Below are 17,743 nucleotides of genomic sequence, written 5' to 3'. Positions count from 1 at the left end.
GCATTATGTCATAAGTTACAGTTTTTTTTACTTCTTAAAGTGCGCCGCTAATTCCTGCCATTGCTGTTCTGATTGTGCGGTGAGCATTTCCCCATCCGGTAGGGCGGGTGAGTAGTCTTGGCCGTCTAGGGTGCGGCATACACCGCCGGTTTCTGTGTAGATGAGGACACCAGCGGCGTGGTCCCATGGCATCATTTTGTAGGTGAGGCTGAAGTGGAAGTGGCCTTGGGCCATTTGTCGGTAAGCAGGACATGAGGGCAAGTTGTTAATACGGGCAAAGTGGCTGGCTTTGATGGCGAAGTCGTGTTTTTTGTCGCCTTCATAGGAATGTACTGACATGATGCCTGCCAGTCGTTTTAAGTCGGTTTCTGGGGTGATGTGTAGCGGTTTAGGCGCTTGTGTGAGTGCTTGTATGGGTAAAGAGAGCTGGCCTTTTTCGTCCATGGCGGTTCTTTGGTAAAAGGCGCCTTCTCCTAAATTGCCATAGATCCAATCGTCATTGACTGGGTCATAAAGCAAGCCAAAGCGAGTCACGCCTTCGACCACTACGGCGAGGATGATACCAAAGTCGGATAGGCCATGGGCGAAGTTCCATGTACCGTCAATCGGGTCGATGATGACACAGGTTTGTGCGCGGCTAATTTTGTCTGTGGTGGATGGATCTGCGGCGACAGCTTCTTCTCCGACGATGGCCCAATCAGGAAAGTACTGTTGAATTTGACTGGTTATGAAGTCTTCACTGGCTTGGTCTGCAATGGTGACCAGATCGCTCAGGCTACTTTTGGTGGTGATATCGGCTGCACTAAGTTGGCGAAAGTTTGGCATGACAATCTCTTGTCCTGCGCGGCGGACGATGTCGATGAGTTGCTTTTGGGATGTTTGGTCGAGATTCATTCTGTACCATTCCTAGTATTATTTAGGGCCATTTGATGTGTTTCGCTTTTGTGCGAGGTCAATTGTCACTGAATCGTAATCTTCCAATGTGACGATTCGTGTATAGTATTTTCACCTTTGTGATGGATTTAAATCATGCCAACTTCTGCCTCGGCAGTCCAAGAGAACTTACATTTTCTTTTAAATGAAGTGGAAACCCATTGTCACCTTGTCGAACTCTTTTTCAAAACGCACTCCATTGAACTTTTGCCTCGTATTCGTACCCGTCGTGGTTACGTACAAACCTTACGCGAAAAGATGGAAAAAGAATGTGCTTGGCTGTTAGAACGACGTAAACCGGGCACAGCTTTTTATATTCGTGTCGAGGCGATGCGTTCTTTGGCGTTGGCTTTGGATGGGGTCTCGGTGCATTTTTTTGATTGCATTCAAGAAGGCACATTAGCAGAAGCTTACCCTCATCCAAGTCGTGACGCGTGTCGTAAATTAGTGCGTCGTATCGAGCGCTGTATCAAGTTAGTAAAGTCTGGAATGGGTAAGTCTCACCGACGCACGGGGATTAAATTAGGTCGCCGTACGCAGGCGCTTTTGGTGTCCTATGACGAGATTCAGGCGACGACCTTGGCGGCAAAAGAGCACTTAAATGATGCTCAGTTACAGGCGGCGATATTGAGCAACTTTGCTTTGAAACGGGTGATTAAGCAATTAGCCGTGGTGGGCGAGGCGTTAATCAAGGCAGATTTAGGGCAGGTTGTGTCGTTACAAAACTACGGCCATTTACAGGACTCGGTATCGACGCTGAATTACAGTTTGAGCGACTTAAAAGTACGTCGCTTGGCGTTGACCCGTTCGGGCAGTGCCATTGCGGCAATCTCCCATAAAGATGCGTCAAACAAAGACATATTAGCTGTTTATAAAGAGGGGGATCGTAGCAAGATTGCCGAAGAAGTACAGGGGGTAGCAAACTGGCGCAATATTGACCCGCGTTTGGCACCAAATGTTTTGGCTCACACTTCTTCGAAAGGTGAGACCTCTGCGCTTTTGATAGAACACATGGCGGGTAAAACGTTAGAAACCTTGTTACTGGCGGAGCAGCAGCAAGGTGTCGAAGCGGCGCTTGCTGCCTTATTTAAAACCCTAAATAAAATGTGGAAGACGACCCATACCACAGAGCTGTCCCATGCAAGGTTTATGCAGCAGCTGGATAAACGTATTGGCGACAGTCATAAGGTGCACCCAGAATTTTTCACGCCTGAGCATCGCATTTGCGGACAGGTTAGTCCCAGTTTTAAAACCTTGATTCACCGCGTTGAAGCAAAAGAATTACGCTGGAGCGCGCCTTTTTCTGTGCTGATTCATGGGGATTTTAATGTCGATAATTTGATCTACGATGAAGTGGAAGACCGTATCTATTTCATTGATCTGCATCGGTCTGCGTACTTTGATTATGTGCAAGATCTTTCTGTATTAATGGTGTCCATTTATCGCCTACAAGTGCTGAGTGGTTCGACCCGAAAGCTAATGATGGAGAGTGCGAAACAGGTTTACCAATTTGGTCGTCGTTTTGCTAAGCGCCATGACGATGTCTATTTTGAACTTAGGTTAGCCGCTGGTTTGGCGCGTTCCTTTGCCACGTCAACGCGTTTTATTTTCGATAAGAAATTGGCATCACGCATGCATCTTCGTGCTCGATATTTACTTGAAAAACTTGCTCAAATGACGCCAGAGCAAGAATTGAAATTTAAGATTCCATTACAGGAGCTGTACTTTGAATAAGCCGTCTAGTCGTAAGAAAATTGGCGTTGTAGGAATTCCAGGGAAATGGTCAACGGAAGTGTTGGCAGACCGGTTAGAGGCGCAGACAGGTTTCCGTGCCGTGATTGATATGAAAGACGTCGAGCTACGTTTAGATACCAATCAAGTGATATGGAAGGGGTTGGATCTGGCCACATTAGATGGCTTGATCGTGAAGAAGATCAGCGAAGTTTATGCACCGAGCACAGAGGATAGAATTCATCTGTTGTCGCATCTGGAAAGTCTGGGTGTGAAGGTGTTTAGTCCCACTAAAAGTATGGGGCGTTTGATTAATCGTTTGAGTGGCACACTGGCGTTACAGCAGGGCGGTATTCCTATGCCGAAAACTCGTGTTACCGAGTCAGCGGAGTTGGCGTTTGCCACGGTACGGGAATATGGTTCAGCGATATTAAAACCCCTGTATTCAACCAAAGCACGGGGCATGTTGATATTAGGCAAAGGTGACAGTGACGAAGAAGTACAAGCCAAGTTAGCTGAGTATCGACAACACAATACTATTTTTTATATCCAAGAAGCGCTTGATTTAAAAGGCCGAGATTTAGGCATGGTGTTTTTAGGTGGTGAATACTTGTGTACCTATGCGCGTGTCGCAGGGGGCGATGCATGGAATACAACGATTAACAGTGGTGGGCGCTATGAAAAGCATGATGCTGATGGCCAATTGATCGAATTAGGGCGTCGTGCCCAAGCCTGTTATGACATGAGCTTTACCACCGTCGATATTGCTTTGACGGATCAAGGTCCGGTGGTGTTTGAAGTGTCGGCTTTTGGAGGTTTTAAAGGGGCGCTAGATGGCTGTGGTGTGGATGCTGCGGCAGCCTATAGCGATTATGCTCTCGCTCAAGTAGGAGAAGGAAAATGATAACGAACCTGTTAGATACTCGACAATTGAAGGTCGAAATGTCGAATTGCCAATTTCGATCTCGATTGGTCTTTGGTTCCTTACGAGTCGATGTTTACACGAATAATATGGATATTCTTACCGAACTCGGTGACTACTATAAAAGCTATGTTGAAGACACTGCTATTGAGCAAACGATTAGCGTTTATATTATTGATCAGCCTGCGGTAGAAGATGATCTAGATTGGTTAGAGGTTCCTAGAGAAGCGGGTAAGCAAGGTCGAAAAGAAGGCTATCTAGAAAGTGCTTCTGGCCGTTGGATTAAGAAGTTTAAAACCAATATGTTGATGCTACAGCGCCAGCGTGACCCTATTGTTGTAGGCCCTTGTCTCGATAACCTTGCGCAGGTTATTAACTTTATTAATAACCAGTTTATCAATGTGCATTTACGCCGTGATTGGGTATTAGGGCATGCCTCAGGTTTTAGTGTCGCAGGGCAAGTAACCGCGATTGCGGCTGGGTCTGGCGGCGGTAAATCGACCTTAATGTTGCGTTGTTTGGAAGACGCTTCAAGGCAGTTTCTGACGAATGACCGACTTCTGATGGAAGCGACGAGTGAAGGCGTCAAAGCGGTGGGGGTTGCCAAGTTGCCGAGAGTGAATCCGGGCACCTTGTTGCATTCCCATAATGATAGGTTAAAACATATTTTGCCGCTTAATGAGCAGGAAAAACTCAGTCAGTTAGCGCAGCAAGCCCTGTGGGAATTAGAGCAAAAGTACGATGTGCAGATCGAGGATGAGTATGGTGAAAATAGGGTGCAGTTACAGGGGGAATTGAAAAATTTGATCATGCTGGATTGGTCTTTGGCGTCATCTGAGCCCACTTGTTTGACCTTGGTTGATCTTGAAAAAGAGCCAGACACCATTGAGGGGTTGCGTAAACGTCCGGGGCCATTCTATCAAGACAAAGTGGGTGTATTCAGTGACTCAAATGACTGTCCGTCGGTGGCTGAATACTGCCAGATGTTGAAGACGGTGCGGGTATTTAAATTAACGGGCGCCATCGACTTTGATGTGGCGTTTGAGTTGATCAAGGGAATGGATCAGCTATGAGTCGGGTGTGCGCACTGATTCGCCATGGCGCTTATGAACAGTTGTCTAATGTACCGAGTGCTTTACAGCCTTTTCCCTTGACCGATTCGGGTGAGTTGGAAGTGCGCGAACAAGCCCGTGCTTTTGGGTGTTGGTTGCGGGAAACAGGGCAAAAACTTGACCCTGTTATTGACACCTCCACCTTGCTAAGAGCGTGGCAAACAGGGCAGATTTATCTTGAAGAGCTACAAGATTTTTTCCTTGCTAAGCCACAATTACGCAGTTTTTCAGCGCTTTGTGAGCGCAGTGTGGGGGCCGTCGCCAATTTGACGATTACTGAGATTGAGCGCGTTTTAGCGCTGGACCCACGTTTTACTACGCCGCCGAAGCATTGGAAATCCAACAGTGACTATAAGCTCCCTTTTGATGGTGCTGAGTCGCTATTAGAAGCTGGTGAGCGTGTGGCTCGCCATGTGTTGGCTTGGCGTGACAGTACGAGCCAAGGGGTTAAGTTGATCGTGGGGCATGGTGCGGCGATTCGGCATGGGGCCTTTCATCTTAATCTTATGACTATGGGGGATATTAAAGGGCTAAGTATGTTTTATGGGCATCCTGTGGTATTTGAATTTGTCGATAATCAGCCGACCCGAAAGCGATTTGGTGATTGGAAACAGCGTCACATTCTCAATATGAATCAAGATGTGCCAGATTAATCGTGCTCAAAACAATAGGTGAATCATAATCATGCAAAGTCCTCTTCCTGCTGTTTCTGTTCGTTCAGAACACGCTGATATTATTGCCCGCCTACCGAATGAGTGGGCTCCGTGGCCTGACGACAGTGGTTCGACTAATGCCATGGCCCGTGAAACAGGGCAAACCACGGCTCATCATATAAAGCGCAAGCTGAAGTGGCCAAGTCGCCCTGTGGTGTTTATTTCAGACCCCCATGCGGATGCGACGGCTTTTGAAGCGTCTTTGGTGGCGGCGGGGGTGGTGAAGAAAACCCATGATGGACTTTGCCAGTTTAAGCTCACCAAAACGGGACGACGTTCTGAAATTATCATTGGCGGAGATTGTTTGGATAAGGGGCCAAGCAACCTTTCTTTATTGCGCAGTGTGAAGCACCTTTATCGATTAGATGCCCGTGTCACCCTGTTAGCGGGCAATCATGATTTACGTTTGATCATGGGGTTGCTGGCGTTAGCGCGTCAAAAGGACATAGGTAATCAGCATTTCTTTGTGCGCATGGGTAAAAAAGTCATTCCCTTGTTTAAAGAGGTGTTCGAGCAATACTTAGCAGATACCCATTGGCAGAAGAATATTCCCAGTGAAGATGCCTGTCGAAAAGAGCTATTCCCAAGTGACAAATGGTTTGAAGAGTTTCCCTACCATGCGGCGGGTCAGTTGACCTCGGAAGGGGTTGAGCGAGAAGTGCGCAAAATGCACTCTAAAACGCACAGTTTTGAAAAAAATTGTCATGCTGCTGGTCTGAGTCTACGCCATGTGTACGCGGCTTCGTTACAGTGTCAAAAACTGTTTCTGCATAAGAAAGGCGAGTTTCATTGGTTCTATCGCAAGATGAAGCTGGTGGCGAAGCGAGGCTCGTTTTTATTTCTGCACGCGGGTTTGGATGACACCATGGGCGAGCTGTTGTTAAAAAATGGCACAGGCTATGCCAATAAGGCGTTCCATCGTAATTTGAAACATAGGGATCTGTTTGGTTTTTATTACAGCTCCATTGCCAATACCTTTCGAACCAAGTATCGAGATGCGGATCTACCCTTGACGGAGCGCGGTGTTAAAGCGGTGCATAAAGCCGGTATTCATGTGGTTGTTCAAGGCCATATTAATCGGCAAGAAGGCCAGCGAGTGACGGTGAAAAAAGGGTTGGTGCATGTGGAAGCTGACATCACATTAGACGAGCATTCCCGCCAAAATGAAGGACTGGAGGGTTTTGGTATTGGCGCCACCTTGATTAATAAGCATCAGGGCTTGATTGGGATCAGCTGTGATTATCCAACCGCCAAGGTGATGAAACCAGATGCATTACGTCAAATATATGGGTAGGTCATTATGAAATCGAAAACCGAGTTTAAACACGAAGCCCTATTAGATGCCTCTGATATTCAAGATTTGCTTAAGTCCATTTCTAAAGGATTAGGTAAGGGCAAGTTGGAGTTTAGTGATGACAAAGGCACGCTTGCCTTAGAACCACAAGGGCTATTGTATTTGAAAGTCAGTGCTTCGGAAGAAGATGACCGCCAACAGGTGGATATTAAAATCCGCTGGGAAAAACACCCGAAGAAGTTAAGTAAAGAACTGCCTAAAATAGGCAGTTGAGACGAGATAAAATGGGTTTTCGTAGCGTAAAAGCACCTAATTGGATGATGGTTAAGTGCTTTTTTAAGACATCATTCAGCCGCCATCTATATTCGTGACCATCATTGCCTGCGGTTTTCATGTAGAAAATGCTTCTTTACAGCATAAAGAATATGTCCTTGGTATTTATATCTAAAGCCATACCCCAATCATGTGCAGTAGTTTGTGATCTTTCTAGCGTTGGGCCGTAATTTGTGTCGATGCTACCCACGACAACAGGGTAACCGTCTTTTAAAGCGCTCTGTAATACCTAAGTTGATCCTCTTTGCAGTGGTCTAATAGAACCGCATACAATGACACTTTCATCTTTTTTCCATTCGAGTTGTTTTAATTGCTTGACAAGTGAGAGGGAGTCTAATTAATATCACGAATGAATAATTAATCGAATATGAATAAATATTCATTTAAGAATGAATTATAAAAATTATAAGATGATTTCTTGGAGTGATATCTATGCTGAGAAGCCAATTTGGTGCGTTGTTCTCATTAAGTGGTGTAAATGGCCCATTGGTTGGCTTGTTACTGCTTTGTGCTTTTCTTTTCTTTACGACAGAGTCGTTCTTCTCGTTACGAAGCGTCGTCAATGTTCTTGATCAAATCACCGTGTTAGGCATTCTTTCCGTTGCTTCTATCTTGTCGCTGTGTGGCATGGTGATGGGTTATTTGGCGAAAGAGATGGGCTGACTAATGGAAGCTGCGATAGCCGCTGGCTTGATTGCCTCGGGGGGAGTTGGACTGGTGTCTGGGAGAGGATTGTCTTTTTTGTGTGCCAGCCTTTGTTGCGACGTTAGCCATGATGTCTGTGGCACGCGGTTTGTCGTTTTTTTGTCTGACAGGAATAAATATTCAAATAGGAAAATAAATCCAAGAATGGTATTTGTTTGATTTAATAGGAGAATTTATGAACCCTTTTCAACTTGATATTGAGGGGCTGGAAAATAAGGCTCGCTCGATTAGGCGAAAAATAATCAGGTTAAATGCGGACAGTCCTGCTGGCGGCCATACGGGCGCGGATCTTTCGCAAGTAGAAATTGTCACGTCTTTGTATTTTCGACTGTTAAATTGCGCTCCTGATCGGGTGACGGATGATACTCGTGATATTTATATTCAATCTAAAGGTCATGCGGCGGGTGGTTATTACTGTTGCCTAGCTGAGGCGGGCTATTTTCCAGAAGACTGGTTGCCGACTTATCAACACAACGATTCTAAATTACCCGGTCATCCGGTACGCCAAAAGACCCCCGGGGTGGAATTAAATACCGGTGCGTTGGGCCATGGTCTGCCTGTTGCGGTCGGCTTGGCCTTGGCAGCGAAGCGCGATGGCAGTCCGAGAAAAGTGTATGTGTTAACCGGTGATGGCGAATTAGCCGAAGGCAGTAATTGGGAAGCGGCTTTAGTAGCGGCCCATTATAAGCTGGATAATCTTATTGTGATTAATGATAAGAACAAGCTGCAACTGGCAGGGACAACGGAATCGATTATGAGAACCGATCCACTGGACAAAAAATGGCAGGCATTTGGTTTTCATGTCGCTCAATGTGATGGCAATAATGTCGCGTCCATAGTGGAAACCTTAGAAGGACTTAAAGCGCAAGGTCAGCCCAATGTGGTGATTGCCAATACCACCAAAGGGGCTGGGGTGTCTTTTATTGCGGGTCGTCCTGAGTGGCACCATAGGGTACCAAAAGGTGAAGAAGTGGAACTTGCATTAAAGGAGCTAGCGGATGTCTAACAGTGAACATTTTGCCACTGTCATGGTGCAGTGTTTTATCGATGCGGTGAACAAAGGGGTAGATTTGGTTCCTGTGGTGGCGGATTCAACGTCGACATCGAAAATCAAACCCTTTACTGAGGCCTTTCCGGATCGCTTGGTGAATGTTGGTATTGCGGAGCAGGTGATGGTTGGTACAGCGGCTGGCTTAGCGCTTGGGGGCAAAGTTGCTGTGACCTGTAATGCGGCACCGTTTTTGATTTCCCGCAGTAACGAACAGGTGAAGGTGGATGTTTGTTATAACAATACCAATGTGAAGTTGTTTGGCCTGAATTCAGGTGCCAGTTATGGCCCGCTGGCCAGTACTCATCATTCTATTGATGATATTAGTATTATGCGTGGCTTCGGTAACATTCAAATCTTTGCTCCCGGTTGTCCCCGTGAATGTAAGCAAATTATTGACTATGCGATAACCCATGAGGGCCCTGTCTATATTCGAATGGACGGTAAGGCCTTGCCTGAATTGCATGATGAAAATTATCAATTTGTCCCAGGTGAACCCGTTTTGCTTCGTCAGGGCAAACAGGTGGTGGTTTGTGCGTTGGGTTCCGTGGTGCATGAAGCGGTGGCCGCAGCGAATACTTTGAAAGCTCAGGGCATCGAGGTGTCTGTGGTGAATGTGTCCTCTATTCGTCCTCTTAACCGAGATGCACTTGCTCACATGTTGGGTCAATCAAAGCATGTCGTTACGGTAGAAGAGCACAATGTGAATGGTGGACTGGGCAGTCTTGTGGCAGAAGTGATATCAGAGCAGGGCATCGGCGGTAAGTTGGTGCGTTTAGGGGTCAAAGACGGGGATTATGCCGCCGCTGGAGACCGCCCCTATACCCGTAAAATGCTTTCTATCGACAGCGCAGGTATTGTTGCTGTCTGCCAACGGCTAGTGAGCGAACATTGAATCGTTGGCGAGCATTGAAGATTGAACATAGTGCATAGAGTACAGAGTGCATAGGGTAAAGAGTGAGGCGGTGAATGCGTAAGGTAATTTTAGCCATAGATGAAGGCACGACGAATGTGAAGTCATTGCTGCTGGATCAGCAGGGGAATGTGATTGGTAAGGGCTCTGTGCCTTTATCGATAAGCTTCCCTTCTGCCGGTTTGGTGGAACAAGACCCCCTAGAAATGATTGAGAAGATGAAAGATTCGATTGCTTTGGCGGTGGGCTCTGTTGTTTGCGCTGAAGGCTCTATTGATTCAGCTGAAGGCTCTAACGAAGTGGCGATTGAAGCGGTAGCCATCAGTAATCAGCGGGAGTCTGTGGTGTTGTGGGAACGCAGTACTGGCAAACCTCTGACTCAGGTGATGAGCTGGCAGTGCCGCCGTTCCGAGTCCTTGTGTGAAACCTTGCGTAAAGATGATGCCTTTAGTCGTTACGTGCAGAAATCGACAGGTTTGACCCTAGACCCCATGTTTCCAGCCACAAAAGTTTCCATGGCGTTACAGCAGATTCCTGATGGTCATGCCCGAGCAGAGCGAGGGGAAATTTGCGTGGGCACCATTAATTCTTGGATGGTCTGGAACATGACCAACAATGTCTTTATTACCGATGCGTCGAACGCGTCTCGCACTCAGTTGTTTAACATTGATGAGCAAGTTTGGGACACGGCTATTTTAGATCGATTAGGCATTTCTGCCGCGACCTTACCTGACGTGGTGCCTTCTTCCCATGTGGTGGGGTTGAGTCGTGAGTTTGGAGTGCTTAAGTCAGGCATTCCTATTGCCTCACAAATTGGTGATTCCCATGCGGCTTTGTATGGCCATGGTGGTTATCAAAAGGGCGTGGTGAAAGCGACCTATGGCACAGGCAGCTCAGTGATGGCGGCGATGCCAAAATTACCCACTATTCGCAGTGAGATCAGTACCACGATTGCATGGGACGATGCGACGCTATTTTATGGGCTGGAAGGCAATATCACCCATACTGGATCCGCGATAGATTGGGTGCGACGCATGCTCGGTGTTGAGGACATGGAGGCCATGTGTGAGCTTGCCGCGCAGGCAAGCGCGGACCAGTCGGTTTTTTTTGTACCAGCTTTATCTGGGCTGGGTGCACCCTATTGGGATCTGGAGGCAACGGGGATTTTTTGCGGATTAAAAAGCGCCACTGAACGAGCGGATATGGCGCGTTCTGCTTTTGAATCGGTACTTTTTCAGGTGGCGGATGTGTTTCATGTGATCGCAGAAGAGTTGCCCGAGAAGATTGAATACCTAAGTGTCGATGGTGGTCCTACGCTCAACGATTGGCTTATGCAGGCGCAAGCTGACTTATTGGGCGTTACTATTCGACGTGGTGATGTGGCTGAAGTATCGGCTATGGGAGCGGGTTATCTTGCCGGTCTTGCGATTGGTTGGTGGCAAACGACAGAAGAGCTGGCGCAATTAGAAGGTCAGGCCACCCTGTTTACCCCCAGACAAGAGAAGCAAGCCTACTGGCAAGCTCGTTATGCGCAGTGGGCTTTGGCCGTTAAGAAGTGTCGCTTGGCCCAATAATGACAAGATGGGCAAGCTCTCTTATTTTGTTTATTTATCCTAGGGGAGGGCTGGTTCCCTAGGCTGATTTAATGACCGAGGTTCCTATTGGTCATAAGGTCTTTTAGAGAGAGTATCAAACTAGATTTAACGATTAAGCTTTGCTTTGAGTTATTTTTAAATAATGATTATCTATTTGATTTTATTGGTTTTTTATCTTTGTTAGGAAGCTTTTTATTGTCTCTAATTCGACTTAATAAAACGACTTTTTAATATTTTTCTATAATGATGTAGACATTTTTTAAGAGGTTGTATTACACTAGGTTTGCATAAATAGCACGTCTTGAATAAATATTCACTGAGGAAAATAATATGAATAAAAAAATCCTTGTTTCTGCTTTGTTTGGTTTATCTGTTGTTTTTTCTGGAGTGGCTTCTGCTAGTGGTCTGATCGCCATTATCACGCCTTCCCATGATAATCCTTTTTTTAAATCTGAGGCCATGGGGGCAAAGGCGAAAGCCGAAGCTCTAGGCTATACCACTCTCGTTGTTTCCCATGACGATGATGCGAATAAGCAAGACCAACTTATTTCCACCGCCATTGCGCGAAAAGCCAAAGCCATCATTCTCGATAATGCCGGTGCTGATGTGACCATCGGTGCTTTAGAAAAAGCCAAAGCGGCGGGTGTACCTGCCTTTCTTATTGACCGAGAAATTAATAAAACCGGTGTGGCTATCTCCCAGATCGTTTCTAACAACTATCAAGGTGCCCAGCTGGGTGCAGAGAAGTTTGTTGAGCTAATGGACGGTGAAGGCACTTATGTTGAGTTACTCGGCCGTGAATCAGATACCAATGCTAGGGTTCGTTCTCAGGGTTACCATGATGTCATTGATGACTATTCAGATATGAAAATGGTGGCTCAACAAACGGCGAATTGGAGTCAGACAGAAGCCTTTACTCGTATGGAGTCTATCCTACAGGCCAACCCTAATATCAAAGGGGTGATTTCAGGTAACGATACCATGGCGCTAGGTGCTGAAGCGGCGTTAAAAGCGGCAGGTCGTAGCGATGTGATTGTGGTCGGCTTTGACGGCAGTGATTACGTGCGTGATTCGATTTTGGCAGGCGCTAACATCAAGGCCACTGTGCTACAGCCAGCTTGGGAGCAAGCGCAAATGGCCGTTGTGCAAGCCGATAAATACATTAGAACTGGCAGTACCGGATTGGATGAAAAGCAGCTTATGGATTGTGTGCTGATCGACGAATCTAATGCGCATAAGCTAGATACTTTTGCATTGAAATAATGTCCTTCTGAAGGCAAAGGCTAAGTTGTGGCTTTTGCCTTCTTTTAATGCTTGGAAATTATCTGTGTTAAAGGATGTAGATAATGTATAAGAGTTTTGTTTCAAAAGTCTGTCAGCTAAACCTATGTCAGCTAAACACACGCCTGCTCAAAACTATTTTGCTGAGCGTGGTGTTTGCCAGCCTAACGGCTTGCCACGTTGTTGACTTGGATGAAAACGGCAAGCCTATTATTCCTATGTCGGCGGCGGATGCGGCATTATTTAAAAATATGACACCTGAGGCCATTACTGAAAAAATCTGGCCGTCCGTTAAACAGGATGCCCGTGATAAAGCGGTTGAATTATCAACAGTAGTAGAAAATGCCAAGCTAGTGAGCTTTGTACGGTTTCAAGGTGTGGTGTTAAAGCTGGATGAGTCAAAGCTAAAAAAATCGCTGATTGTCGAAAGTTCTGGCTATCAAATTGCCCTGCAAGTGGGTTCTATTATTAAAGGAAATTCGATTCGAGATGCCATGTCGTTTCTTTCTTTTGATCAGTTTAAAAACCAAATTCAATTTGCACGCTTATCAAAAGCGCTGAATAAACAATCCATTCGTCAAATTACTCAGCCCGATGCTAGTTGGGTGGGGGAAACCGTCGATGTCTTAGCCGCGGTGACTATTACGTCAAATAAGGTGACTCACGCCGTTCCTTTAGAGATTAAAAAGGAGGGCTTGTGATGGCGGTAGAAAATGAAGACGTCATCCTGAAGGCGGAAAATATCTCCATGGTATTTCCCGGCACCAAAGCCTTAGATCAGGTTGATTACCAGGTTTATCGCGGGGCGGTCAACGTCATCATTGGTGAAAATGGTGCCGGCAAGTCGACTCTAATGAAGATTATTTCTGGTGTTCAGCAGCCGTCAGAAGGTCAGCTTTATCTAAAGGGCGAAGCGATTAATATTACCAGCCCACGATTTGCCGCGCAGTGTGGCATTGGCATGGTTCACCAAGAGCTGAATTTATCTGAAAACCTAACGGTCGCCGAAAACATTTTTCTTGGTAGAGAAAAGCAAACTGGCTTAGCACCGATTGATAACCAGAGCCAAAACCAAATAACCAAAGAAGCCATGGCTCGCCTTAAACAAGACATTGACCCCACCGAGCTGGTCGCCAATTTAAAAGTCGGCCAAAAACAGTTGGTTGAAATTGCCAAATCCTTGGTCGGCAATGTGGATATCTTGATATTAGATGAACCTACCTCGGCATTGAGTAAAAAAGAGGTGAAGATTTTATTTGATGTGATTAATGATTTGACGGAGCAAGGAGTATCCATTGTTTATATTTCTCACCGTCTAGAAGAACTGATGGAAATTGGTCAGTACATTACAATTTTAAGAGACGGAAAATTTCAATCCGAGGCCTTGGTTGAAGACATCGATGTGGCTTGGATTGTCAGGGAAATGCTCGGCAGTGAACCAGTCACCAATTTTTTAAAGCCTGACCGGTCTTTTGGTGATGTGGTGTTACAAGCAAAAGGCATTACGCAGATAAATGAAGCCGAAGTCAAAGTGGTTGATGATGTGTCTTTTTCGCTTAGAGCTGGTGAGGTGGTCGGCATCTACGGTTTGATGGGGGCAGGCAGAACGGAGTTGTTTGAGTGTTTATTGGGGAAGGCGACTTACACGGGTGAGTTTTCCCTAAGCGATAACATCATCAGTGGCAAAACCAGCACACCAGAGCGCATCAAAATGGGCATAGGTATGGTGCCCGAAGATAGAAAAAAAACAGGTATTTTTCCGATCAGCTCGGTGTCAAATAATCTGACCATGTCGAGTTTATGGAAACGGCTTAAGGGGTTTGTCATCGCGGAAAGTGAAGAAAAAGAATCTGTCGCGCAAGCCATTAATGAGCTCTCTATCAAGGTGTCTTCTCCACAGGTCGAAATACAGGCACTAAGCGGTGGTAATCAGCAAAAAGTGGTGATTGGCCGGTCCTTATTAACGGGCCCGAAAGTGCTGTTGCTTGATGAGCCAACACGGGGGATCGATGTCGGCGCGAAAGGTGATGTATTTGAAATGATGGTGAAGTTGTCAGAACAAGGTATTGGTATCTTATTTTCGACGTCCGACTTAAAAGAAATTATGGCGGTTTCTGACCGAATTTTAGTCATGTCCAACGGCAAGATGACGGCAGACGTGTTGCGAAGTGAAGCGGATGAATCAAGTTTGGTTTTTGCCAGTGCTCAAGGATTTTAATGATGAACATGAATAATAAAAAAGTCTCATACAATGCCAATAATATTGGTTTGATCTTATTAAAACTGCGCACCTTTATTGCGTTATTTATCATACTGGGTTTTTTCTCTTTCACCGTGGATGGTTTTTTAGCGCCAACCAGTGTGATTATTATGATTAAACACATCTCGATTAATGCCTTTCTCGCGCTGGGTATTACCTTTGTCATCATTACCGCGGGCATTGATTTGTCGATTGGTGCGACCTTGGGTTTTTGTGGCATGGTCGCTGGGTATTTAATCTCCAAAGGACTGGTTATTGCGCCATTAGGTATAGCGATATTTCCTAGTGTTTGGGTGGTGGTGCCCGTCGTCATTATTATTGGCGGATTGATTGGCGCGTTAAACGGACTGATTATTACCCGCTATAACGTGGCGCCCTTTATTTGTACGTTGGGCACCATGTATATCATTCGTGGTGCGGCTATGCTGTTGTCGGGTGGTGAAACCTTTCCGGCGTTACAGGGCAACCCAGAATTAGGCAATACCGGCTTTGACATTATTGGAGCGGGGCACTTCCTTGGCTTACCAATCGCCATTTGGTTGATGTTCATCATGGCTGGCATTATTGCCTATATTGCTAAAAAATTGCCTTTTGGTCGCCATGTCTATGCCATAGGAGACAATGAAAAAGCCGCAGAGCTTTCGGGCATTAAGGTGAATAATGTCAAAGTTTGGGTGTATACCATTGCGGGATTATGCGCTGGGGTAGCGGGATTAGTGGTTACGTCGCAACTTGTTGCGAGTCATCCCGCGACAGGGACGGCTTTTGAAATGAATGCCATAGCGGCTGTGGTGTTGGGCGGTACTTCCTTAGCGGGGGGGCGAGGCACCATATCTGGCACGCTGATTGGCGCCTTTGTAATAGGCATTTTAGCCGATGGTTTGGTGATGATGGGAGTCAGTGAATTTTGGCAGATGGTGATTAAAGGTTTGGTGATTATTGTGGCGGTGATCATCGATCAGATGCAAAACAAGTTGCAATATAAAGCGGCCATTAGTTCTCAAAAATTGGCATCTTAATTTATAGGTTAAGCCATGAGTAAAATGATTCATAAAAATGAAAAAGAAAAGCAGAGAGGTTTATTAAATAAAAACAATAAGGCAAGAAGCAACTGCCTAAATTTTTATCACTTTTGAGTGTCCTTTGGAGAATAAAAATGAAATTAATAAAAGACAAAAAGATTTTAGTTGCCGCTGATTGGGCTGGTTTTCCGCTTAAAGAAGTTATTGTTAAGTATTTGGAAAGCAAAGGTTGGGAAGTAACAGACATTGGTGTGAAAGACCCCGATGATCCAGATGTGGAAATGTTCCATCGCATTGGTTTACGTGCAGGCTCAAAGATCACTGAAAAAGAGTTCGAGCGTGCGATTATTTTCTGTGGTACTGGTATGGGCGTTCATTTAGCTGCGGCTAAGTGTCCAGGTGTGCGTTGTGGCGTGGTGGAAAGTGTTCCTGCTGCCCGTCGTTGTGTGATTGGTAATGATGTTAACGTGTTGTCTCTGGGAGCTTGGTATGTCGCGCCAGAAATGGGTAAGGCCGCTGTTGATGCATTCTTGAGCACAAAATTTGGCGATGACCATGAATGGTGGCCGGACTTTTATGAATATCATAAAATTGCTGTGGATGAGATGGAAGCATTTGATTACGACGAATACAAAGCCAATAATTTTGAAGTGCACAAATTAGGTGACTTGACCCTAAGTCTAGTAGATAGACCTGAAGAACAGTAAGATGATAATCCCCAGCTTTTTGCTGGGCTTGTAATTGGCTGGTGGAAAAATAAGGAAGAGTTGTCAGCACTCGAAAGTGATGGAACTCTATTCCTCCCCAGACAAGGAAAATATGATTACTGGCAAAATCGTTATCAAAGGGTGGTCGTTGGCTGTTAACAAGTGTTGCTTAGGTTAATGCTTTAAGATTGCTTCTGCAGTAACCCGATCGGTAATCAACACGTCGATGTAATTTCCTGACAGCGCGCCTTTTATCGCTTCTACCTTATCTGCTCCGCCCGCTAGGGCGACGACCAGTTCACAGGCTTCTAATTGTTCTAGTGACATGCCGATGACGGGGTCGTCTTTCAACGCCATCATGGGAGTGCCGTTTTTATCATAATAATGTAAACAGATATCGCCAACGGCACCCTTGTCAGCGAATTCTTTAAGTAGTTTGGTGTCGTAATAGTTGCCAGAGTTACGTAGCAGGTTAGAAGGTTCGAGCATGCCAATGCCGACAATGGCAAGATTCACTTGATTGAACATGTCAACCACTTCGGATACCTCTTCGGTACTGAGTAGTTTGTCTTTTTCCACTAAGGATTGCTCAATACTTTGAGCGGGTAGCATATAAGCTGGACAAGACAGAATATCGGCCATGTTTTTGGTCAAAATGGTGGCTTGAATATTCCCGTTATGGCCGACACCACCAAGCAATTGAATTAGGCCTTTCGCCTTGGCTTTGGTGGCATGCATCTGGTCAACCATAGAGCGAATGGTGTCACTCCAAGAAGAAATACCAATTAGGTCACCATCGCGTAATGAGGTATCTAAATAATGGGCAGCGGAAGAGCCAATGACTCTTTTTATCTGCGCATCGCTCGGGTTGTCTTCGATATCGACCACGATCACATTGGGCACGTTAAAACGTTGTTGAATTTGGGATTCTAAGCCAATGAATACTGAAGGAGGTTGGATAACACTGATTTTTACTATGCCTTCTTTTAGGCAGCGGGTAATGGCTCGGGATACTTGAGACTGGGATAAACGCAGTGTTTTTGCGATGTCCGCTTGTTTTAAACCATCTTGGTAATACAGTGTGGCTATTTTTAACAGCAGCCTTTTTTCGTCAGCTTTTGACATTATTATGAAGTCTCTAAACAGTCGTATTTTACGTCTAATAATAGCAACG

Annotated in this window: 17 protein-coding genes; 15 read left to right on the top strand and 2 right to left on the bottom strand. The window is 45.7% G+C overall.

Annotated elements, in window-relative coordinates:
• Window positions 1-27: 27 nt before the first annotated feature.
• On the bottom strand, window positions 28-894 hold the full coding sequence (locus I8J31_RS12980; protein ID WP_199469002.1) for an inositol monophosphatase family protein: 867 nt from the start codon (window positions 892-894) through the stop codon (window positions 28-30).
• 135 nt (window positions 895-1,029) lie between these two features.
• Between I8J31_RS12980 and I8J31_RS12975 the strand changes: the two genes are divergently transcribed.
• The 15 genes from I8J31_RS12975 to I8J31_RS12905 all read left to right on the top strand — a co-directional run bounded on the left by I8J31_RS12975 (window position 1,030) and on the right by I8J31_RS12905 (window position 16,569).
• Window positions 1,030-2,667 carry a phosphotransferase gene (locus tag I8J31_RS12975; RefSeq protein ID WP_199469001.1) on the top strand — a complete coding sequence of 546 codons (1,638 nt, stop codon included), beginning with the start codon at window positions 1,030-1,032 and terminating at the stop codon, window positions 2,665-2,667.
• Window positions 2,660-3,568, top strand: a complete 909-nt coding sequence (locus I8J31_RS12970; protein ID WP_199469000.1) for a GAK system ATP-grasp enzyme — start codon at window positions 2,660-2,662, stop codon at window positions 3,566-3,568. The genes I8J31_RS12975 and I8J31_RS12970 overlap by 8 nt, the downstream gene beginning before the upstream one ends.
• The gene (locus I8J31_RS12965) at window positions 3,565-4,659 is read left to right on the top strand and encodes an HprK-related kinase B (protein WP_199468999.1); all 1,095 of its coding nucleotides are present in this window, start codon (window positions 3,565-3,567) and stop codon (window positions 4,657-4,659) included. Before I8J31_RS12970 ends, I8J31_RS12965 begins: the two co-directional genes overlap by 4 nt.
• Window positions 4,656-5,351, top strand: coding sequence for a histidine phosphatase family protein (locus tag I8J31_RS12960; RefSeq protein WP_199468998.1), 696 nt, complete (start codon window positions 4,656-4,658; stop codon window positions 5,349-5,351). Before I8J31_RS12965 ends, I8J31_RS12960 begins: the two co-directional genes overlap by 4 nt.
• A gap of 31 nt (window positions 5,352-5,382) precedes the next feature.
• Entirely contained in the window at window positions 5,383-6,705 is a 1,323-nt protein-coding gene (locus tag I8J31_RS12955) for a metallophosphoesterase (RefSeq protein WP_199468997.1), read from the top strand.
• Window positions 6,706-6,711: 6 nt separating this feature from the next.
• Window positions 6,712-6,978 carry an amphi-Trp domain-containing protein gene (locus I8J31_RS12950; protein ID WP_199468996.1) on the top strand — a complete coding sequence of 89 codons (267 nt, stop codon included), beginning with the start codon at window positions 6,712-6,714 and terminating at the stop codon, window positions 6,976-6,978.
• A gap of 492 nt (window positions 6,979-7,470) precedes the next feature.
• Window positions 7,471-7,701: a hypothetical protein gene (locus I8J31_RS12945; RefSeq protein WP_199468995.1), complete on the top strand. Its 231-nt coding sequence runs from the start codon at window positions 7,471-7,473 to the stop codon at window positions 7,699-7,701.
• A 217-nt stretch (window positions 7,702-7,918) separates the two neighbouring features.
• On the top strand, window positions 7,919-8,749 hold the full coding sequence (locus tag I8J31_RS12940) for a transketolase (protein ID WP_199468994.1): 831 nt from the start codon (window positions 7,919-7,921) through the stop codon (window positions 8,747-8,749).
• Complete coding sequence (locus I8J31_RS12935; protein ID WP_199468993.1) at window positions 8,742-9,686, top strand: transketolase family protein; 945 nt, start codon at window positions 8,742-8,744, stop codon at window positions 9,684-9,686. Before I8J31_RS12940 ends, I8J31_RS12935 begins: the two co-directional genes overlap by 8 nt.
• Before the next feature lie 74 nt (window positions 9,687-9,760).
• Window positions 9,761-11,278, top strand: coding sequence for an FGGY family carbohydrate kinase (locus tag I8J31_RS12930; RefSeq protein ID WP_199468992.1), 1,518 nt, complete (start codon window positions 9,761-9,763; stop codon window positions 11,276-11,278).
• A gap of 351 nt (window positions 11,279-11,629) precedes the next feature.
• Window positions 11,630-12,562: a D-ribose ABC transporter substrate-binding protein gene (locus tag I8J31_RS12925; RefSeq protein ID WP_199468991.1), complete on the top strand. Its 933-nt coding sequence runs from the start codon at window positions 11,630-11,632 to the stop codon at window positions 12,560-12,562.
• A gap of 83 nt (window positions 12,563-12,645) precedes the next feature.
• Window positions 12,646-13,281, top strand: coding sequence for a DUF2291 family protein (locus I8J31_RS12920; protein WP_199468990.1), 636 nt, complete (start codon window positions 12,646-12,648; stop codon window positions 13,279-13,281).
• Window positions 13,281-14,798, top strand: a complete 1,518-nt coding sequence (locus I8J31_RS12915; protein WP_199468989.1) for a sugar ABC transporter ATP-binding protein — start codon at window positions 13,281-13,283, stop codon at window positions 14,796-14,798. Before I8J31_RS12920 ends, I8J31_RS12915 begins: the two co-directional genes overlap by 1 nt.
• Window positions 14,798-15,859 carry an ABC transporter permease gene (locus I8J31_RS12910; RefSeq protein ID WP_233402763.1) on the top strand — a complete coding sequence of 354 codons (1,062 nt, stop codon included), beginning with the start codon at window positions 14,798-14,800 and terminating at the stop codon, window positions 15,857-15,859. Before I8J31_RS12915 ends, I8J31_RS12910 begins: the two co-directional genes overlap by 1 nt.
• Before the next feature lie 137 nt (window positions 15,860-15,996).
• Window positions 15,997-16,569, top strand: coding sequence for an RpiB/LacA/LacB family sugar-phosphate isomerase (locus tag I8J31_RS12905; protein WP_199468988.1), 573 nt, complete (start codon window positions 15,997-15,999; stop codon window positions 16,567-16,569).
• A 174-nt stretch (window positions 16,570-16,743) separates the two neighbouring features.
• On the opposite strand, the gene I8J31_RS12900 is transcribed toward I8J31_RS12905, so the two are convergent.
• On the bottom strand, window positions 16,744-17,694 hold the full coding sequence (locus tag I8J31_RS12900; RefSeq protein ID WP_199468987.1) for a sugar-binding transcriptional regulator: 951 nt from the start codon (window positions 17,692-17,694) through the stop codon (window positions 16,744-16,746).
• Window positions 17,695-17,743: the final 49 nt, after the last annotated feature.

The organism is Marinomonas transparens (assembly GCF_016463975.1).
GTDB classification, from domain to species: Bacteria; Pseudomonadota; Gammaproteobacteria; order Pseudomonadales; family Marinomonadaceae; genus Marinomonas; species Marinomonas transparens.
This window is presented reverse-complemented; position numbering and strand designations above follow the sequence as displayed.

Bases quoted from the DNA above. Each gene is read 5' to 3' on its own strand.
- I8J31_RS12980 (WP_199469002.1), bottom strand. From the start codon at position 894: ATGAATCTCGACCAAACATCCCAAAAGCAACTCATCGACATCGTCCGC.
- I8J31_RS12975 (WP_199469001.1), top strand. From the start codon at position 1,030: ATGCCAACTTCTGCCTCGGCAGTCCAAGAGAACTTACATTTTCTTTTA.
- I8J31_RS12965 (WP_199468999.1), top strand. From the start codon at position 3,565: ATGATAACGAACCTGTTAGATACTCGACAATTGAAGGTCGAAATGTCG.
- I8J31_RS12960 (WP_199468998.1), top strand. From the start codon at position 4,656: ATGAGTCGGGTGTGCGCACTGATTCGCCATGGCGCTTATGAACAGTTG.
- I8J31_RS12955 (WP_199468997.1), top strand. From the start codon at position 5,383: ATGCAAAGTCCTCTTCCTGCTGTTTCTGTTCGTTCAGAACACGCTGAT.
- I8J31_RS12950 (WP_199468996.1), top strand. From the start codon at position 6,712: ATGAAATCGAAAACCGAGTTTAAACACGAAGCCCTATTAGATGCCTCT.
- I8J31_RS12945 (WP_199468995.1), top strand. From the start codon at position 7,471: ATGCTGAGAAGCCAATTTGGTGCGTTGTTCTCATTAAGTGGTGTAAAT.
- I8J31_RS12940 (WP_199468994.1), top strand. From the start codon at position 7,919: ATGAACCCTTTTCAACTTGATATTGAGGGGCTGGAAAATAAGGCTCGC.
- I8J31_RS12935 (WP_199468993.1), top strand. From the start codon at position 8,742: ATGTCTAACAGTGAACATTTTGCCACTGTCATGGTGCAGTGTTTTATC.
- I8J31_RS12930 (WP_199468992.1), top strand. From the start codon at position 9,761: ATGCGTAAGGTAATTTTAGCCATAGATGAAGGCACGACGAATGTGAAG.
- I8J31_RS12925 (WP_199468991.1), top strand. From the start codon at position 11,630: ATGAATAAAAAAATCCTTGTTTCTGCTTTGTTTGGTTTATCTGTTGTT.
- I8J31_RS12920 (WP_199468990.1), top strand. From the start codon at position 12,646: ATGTATAAGAGTTTTGTTTCAAAAGTCTGTCAGCTAAACCTATGTCAG.
- I8J31_RS12915 (WP_199468989.1), top strand. From the start codon at position 13,281: ATGGCGGTAGAAAATGAAGACGTCATCCTGAAGGCGGAAAATATCTCC.
- I8J31_RS12910 (WP_233402763.1), top strand. From the start codon at position 14,798: ATGATGAACATGAATAATAAAAAAGTCTCATACAATGCCAATAATATT.
- I8J31_RS12905 (WP_199468988.1), top strand. From the start codon at position 15,997: ATGAAATTAATAAAAGACAAAAAGATTTTAGTTGCCGCTGATTGGGCT.
- I8J31_RS12900 (WP_199468987.1), bottom strand. From the start codon at position 17,694: ATGTCAAAAGCTGACGAAAAAAGGCTGCTGTTAAAAATAGCCACACTG.